The organism is Variovorax sp. P1_H2, from assembly GCF_056405295.1.
This window is the reverse complement of the sequence record NZ_JBFUCJ010000252.1, coordinates 1-2,684: the sequence shown is the minus strand read 5'-3', so window position 1 is coordinate 2,684 and position 2,684 is coordinate 1. Positions and strand designations below refer to the sequence as shown.

6 protein-coding genes are annotated in these 2,684 nt (G+C 65.3%); 3 read left to right on the top strand and 3 right to left on the bottom strand.

Features of this window, described 5'->3' with window-relative positions; genetic code table 11:
• On the bottom strand, nt 1-140 hold a 140-nt coding region (locus tag AC1D2E_RS35500; protein WP_478201741.1), incomplete at its 3' end, for a transposase.
• Between the two features lie 38 nt (nt 141-178).
• Between AC1D2E_RS35500 and AC1D2E_RS35495 the strand changes: the two genes are divergently transcribed.
• Nucleotides 179-559, top strand: a complete 381-nt coding sequence (locus AC1D2E_RS35495) for a hypothetical protein (protein WP_478201740.1) — start codon at nt 179-181, stop codon at nt 557-559.
• Between the two features lie 283 nt (nt 560-842).
• Nucleotides 843-1,157: a hypothetical protein gene (locus tag AC1D2E_RS35490; RefSeq protein ID WP_478201739.1), complete on the top strand. Its 315-nt coding sequence runs from the start codon at nt 843-845 to the stop codon at nt 1,155-1,157.
• Here AC1D2E_RS35490 and AC1D2E_RS35485 read toward each other — a convergent pair.
• Nucleotides 1,124-1,489: a hypothetical protein gene (locus tag AC1D2E_RS35485; protein WP_478201738.1), complete on the bottom strand. Its 366-nt coding sequence runs from the start codon at nt 1,487-1,489 to the stop codon at nt 1,124-1,126. The two genes, AC1D2E_RS35490 and AC1D2E_RS35485, sit on opposite strands and share 34 nt — an antisense overlap.
• Nucleotides 1,490-1,581: 92 nt before the next feature.
• Between AC1D2E_RS35485 and AC1D2E_RS35480 the strand changes: the two genes are divergently transcribed.
• Nucleotides 1,582-1,866 (top strand): hypothetical protein, encoded by a 285-nt coding sequence (locus AC1D2E_RS35480; RefSeq protein ID WP_478201737.1) that lies wholly within the window; start codon nt 1,582-1,584, stop codon nt 1,864-1,866.
• A gap of 45 nt (nt 1,867-1,911) precedes the next feature.
• Here the strand turns inward: AC1D2E_RS35480 and AC1D2E_RS35475 are convergent, their stop codons facing one another.
• Complete coding sequence (locus tag AC1D2E_RS35475) at nt 1,912-2,598, bottom strand: recombinase family protein (protein WP_478201736.1); 687 nt, start codon at nt 2,596-2,598, stop codon at nt 1,912-1,914.
• Between the last annotated feature and the right edge of the window lie 86 nt (nt 2,599-2,684).

The following is a 2,684-nucleotide window of genomic DNA, read 5'->3' as shown; positions in this document are numbered from 1 at the left end:
GTGATCTGGTTGGGGTGCAGCTCGAACTGCTTGGCCAGCTCGGCCAGAGTCTTGTCTTCACGCAAGGCGGCCACGGCCACCTGGGCCTTGAACGCCGGCGTGTGCGTGCGGCGGGTGCGCCGCGCTGATTTCTTGACCATCGAAACTCCTGTCGCCAGACCGTTCTCGGCCCGGCATCATGCCCGGAGTTCCACCTAAGACGCTGTGCGGATTTGCGGCGCCACTTCTATCGAAAGCGGACTGCATCGCTGCGGTAGATGGAACGATTGAAAAATATCGTGCCGCGACCTATGACGCCGTTGCCGCGACCTTCAAGGACTGGGGCGATGTCGTTGATGTAAACCCTTGCGTCTTCAACTGCGTCGTCAAGGCGTTCGAAGCCTTGCACCGTCTCGGAGAAGCTGGCACGTCAGAGGAATACGACGAGTTTGCCAAGCAGTACGCGTGGGAGACTGAGGCAGGATATTCCCACCATATTTCCGGGACAGTGCTGCTTCGCCCAAACGATKTTGACAACTACTTTGCCTTTATGCAGCGGCTGTATGTCGGCGAAATCTAGGCACCGGGATACGACAGAGGCCGGCCCCGTTCTTGACCCTCACAGGCTGCACAAAGCGGCCACTCGCCTGGCAGTCCCAGGCCCGCCGCGGTGGTGGCCTTGCGCACGCGGCCACGCGGCGATTGCGCAGCGCTTCACGATGACCAACGAGTTTGCACCTCGCGACGGGTGCGGAACCCGAGCCCTTGTGACCACCATCGCGCACGCCGGGGCAAAGCCGTCGACGAGGCATTCGCCCACACAGGCAAACTCGCGCTGTCCCAAAGGTAGACGACCCGCAAACATGAACTGGTTCGAGCGCCTCACCGGCTTCAATGAAAGCACCTACGACAACACCAAGGAGCAGTTGGAGATCGACGGCACCACCCTGCGCTCCAAGGCCAACGGCAAGACCTACAACATCGGCATGTTCGAGATGGCATCGCTTGGCGGACCTGCGCGCCCGGTTAGCCGGCGGCACTGGCGCCGCGGGCAAGCTGCGCCTGAGTATCGTGACCGGCGACGTGCGCGAGATGCACCAGGCGCCGGAGCACAAGGGCGCCCTCTTCCAGGTTGCAAGCCAGTTCAACGCGCTGGAGATGGTCGGGGCCCGACGTGACGCCGGAGGATGGCGTCGCCCGCTACGAGCACGATCGAACCCAAGGCCCAGCATGCGCCGTCGCGGCCGGCGCGGCGACGATCTACCGCAATTACTTCACGCCCGTCGGCGAACAGGCAGGCCAGACCAAGAAGCGCCAACTCGATGGTCTGGCCGACATCGGCGCCGAGTTGAATGCCGCGCTTGACCGGCGCGTTGCTGACCTCTGGACCATGCGCAACGGCTACGCACTGTGCAAACGCGAGGGCCTCGACCTGATCGCAGAACATCTGCGCGCCATCGGGCCCGAACAGACCGACGCACTGGCCGGCAAGCTGCGGATCGGCGTGCATCGGGACGTCGAAGTGACCGACGGGCCGACCACGCTAGGCCCTATCGTCTCTCCCAAGCTTTCTGCAGCGCCCTGCCCGTCGCCTACGGCCAAGTGCCGCGGCAGCACTGGCAGGCGTTCGCGCAGCTGGTGCTCGATGCGGCCTACGAGGCGACGATGCTGGAGGCCGTGCTCAACGCCCGACGAGGCGCGTCAAACATCGTCCTGCTGACGATGCTGGGTGGCGGTGCGTTCGGCAATGACGATGAGTGGATCCATGCCGCGATCCGGCGCGCGGTGCGCAAGGTGCAGGCGTTTGATCTGGACGTGCGGCTCGTGAGCTATCGTGCGCCGTCCGCAGAGGTGCAGGCGCTGGTGCGGGACCTCCAGGCGCCGTGACGACTGCAGACCGCCACGAGCAGGGCTGATCGTGGAACGGGGACGCTACACGGCGGGCACCCGGGCTAGCACGTTGCGCACGGCGGTGGGCGTCCACACACCGCCGCCGCGAGCTGTCCTGATGCCCTTGGCCTGCAGCGCATCGGCGATGGCGCGAAGGCTCAGCCCGTCTCGCCGCATCGGGCACACGACCGGCGCCAGCGTGGCGGCGAATTCATCTGCGACCCGGCTGGCCGCTTCGGTGCCGAGGCGCTGGTCGACCACGGGCCCACCACGCCAGCCGCCCAAGGCGACGCCGCGCTCCCTAGCCGCACGCAGGGCATCCCGCGTCCGCGTACTGATGAGGCTGCGCTCCTTCTCGGCCAACGCGGCATACAGGTGCAGCATGAAGGGGTCGGCGTCCGCGCCGAGTTCGGCAACCACGAATGGCACTTTCTGCGCCATCAGGCCGGCGATGAAGGCCACGTTGCGCGACAGGCGATCCAGCTTCGCCACGCATACCGCGCCAGCGCCCAGCTTGGCAGCAGCCAGCGCAGCAGCGAGTTGAGGCCGCCGGTCCAGTGCGTCGGCGCCCTTGCCCGTTTCGACTTCCACGAACTCGCCCGCGACATGCAGGCCTTCCCCCTCGGCGAAGCGCTTGATGGCCTCGCGCTGCGCTTCAAGTCCGAGGCCGGACTTGCCTTGCTGTGCAGTGGATACGCGGAGGTAGGCGAAAAGTGGGGCGGCGGACATCGTATAAATCCAATCAATGGTCGTTGTCAGAGTTTATACACTCGACTGTCGTTCGATATGTCAGGGTGTCTCCCGGGGTATCGCTT

Bases quoted from the DNA above. Each gene is read 5' to 3' on its own strand.
- AC1D2E_RS35485 (WP_478201738.1), bottom strand. From the start codon at position 1,489: ATGCACGCCGATCCGCAGCTTGCCGGCCAGTGCGTCGGTCTGTTCGGG.
- AC1D2E_RS35490 (WP_478201739.1), top strand. From the start codon at position 843: ATGAACTGGTTCGAGCGCCTCACCGGCTTCAATGAAAGCACCTACGAC.
- AC1D2E_RS35475 (WP_478201736.1), bottom strand. From the start codon at position 2,598: ATGTCCGCCGCCCCACTTTTCGCCTACCTCCGCGTATCCACTGCACAG.